The organism is Bacillus sp. JJ1764 (genome assembly GCF_036962145.1).
In the GTDB taxonomy this organism is placed as follows: domain Bacteria; phylum Bacillota; class Bacilli; order Bacillales; family Cytobacillaceae; genus Neobacillus.
The window spans coordinates 1-1,135 of the sequence record NZ_JBALNY010000258.1 but is presented as its reverse complement, the minus strand read 5'-3'; the positions used below and the strand labels follow the sequence as shown (position 1 = coordinate 1,135).

Here is a 1,135-nt window from a genome sequence, read left to right as displayed (position 1 = left end):
ATAAAGAAATCCTTAAATGGGATCTTTTCTTGTTTCTTTTTTGGGGATTTAACAAGAAAGATCATTAGGATGATGGAGACGGCACAGAATACAGGAAATGCAAAAAACGGCATATACCATAGGATTCCGGCCAAAAAGGCCCCGAATATTGGGCTGAGAACCTTGCCAAAGGTGTTGGAGGTTTCAATAAGCCCCAAACAGACACTAACATCATCTTCATTTTTAAACATATCACCTACTAACGGCAAAACAATTGGAAAGGCTCCAGCAGCTCCTACTCCTTGAAGGGATCGTCCGATTAAGATAACCCAATAAGCATTTTCAAATTTCCAAGCCGCCCATCCCGAAATAATTCCTCCAATCCCAGCTAAAATAAGACTCGGGATTATAACCTTTTTCCGACCTATATGATCAGATAAATAACCTGCTACGGGGATTAATATAATGGCAACGATTGAATAAACCGTAATGACCAAACTAGATTGTAATGAGGAAATGGAAAGTTCCTTTTCCATTGAAGGTAAGATTGGGATTAACATTGAATTTCCCAAGGTCATTACTAAAGGAATAGAAGATAAGGAAAGGATCGCCCATTTTTGTTTTGATATCTCCCCGGAATTTTTTTTACCAGCTTGAGACTGCTTCTTTTTTGCGGTCCTTGGAGATTTCGACAGTTGTTCAATATATTCCATTTGTCCACTATCCCGCCTTCATTAGTTGTAATGTTAATATGGACTTATTTCTTTAAAAATAATGAAGAAAGGTTTATCCTTTTAATGGCAGAGAGAATTGCTCGAGCTTTTCATTTGTTTTGAAAATTCGAATAAATTTTCTTGACAGGTAAAGAAAAAACTAATAAGATAAAACAAAATAATTTAATACAGTAACTCGTTGAACAAGAGGAGTACACTTATTTATTTCTTTTCAGAGAGTCGGGTATTGGTGGGAGCCCGATAAGAGAGAATTTGTCGAATGGACTTGTGAGAGGTATCTTGAACACTAGTAGGGATACACGGAGTTCCACCGTTAAAAGGATAGGATATCGAATGAATCATTCCGTATCTGAAAATGAGGGAGCAATTTTTTGCTTCAAATTGAGGTGGCACCACGGTTATAGAATCGTCCTCTATGCGCA

1 protein-coding gene and 1 other annotated feature are annotated in these 1,135 nt (G+C 37.4%); the gene reads right to left on the bottom strand.

Features of this window, described 5'->3' with window-relative positions:
• A partial coding sequence (locus V7083_RS23575; protein ID WP_335482642.1) for an MFS transporter occupies positions 1-692 on the bottom strand: 692 nt, incomplete at its 3' end.
• Between the two features lie 190 nt (positions 693-882).
• Positions 883-1,130, top strand: a binding site (T-box leader).
• The last annotated feature ends 5 nt before the right edge of the window (positions 1,131-1,135 follow it).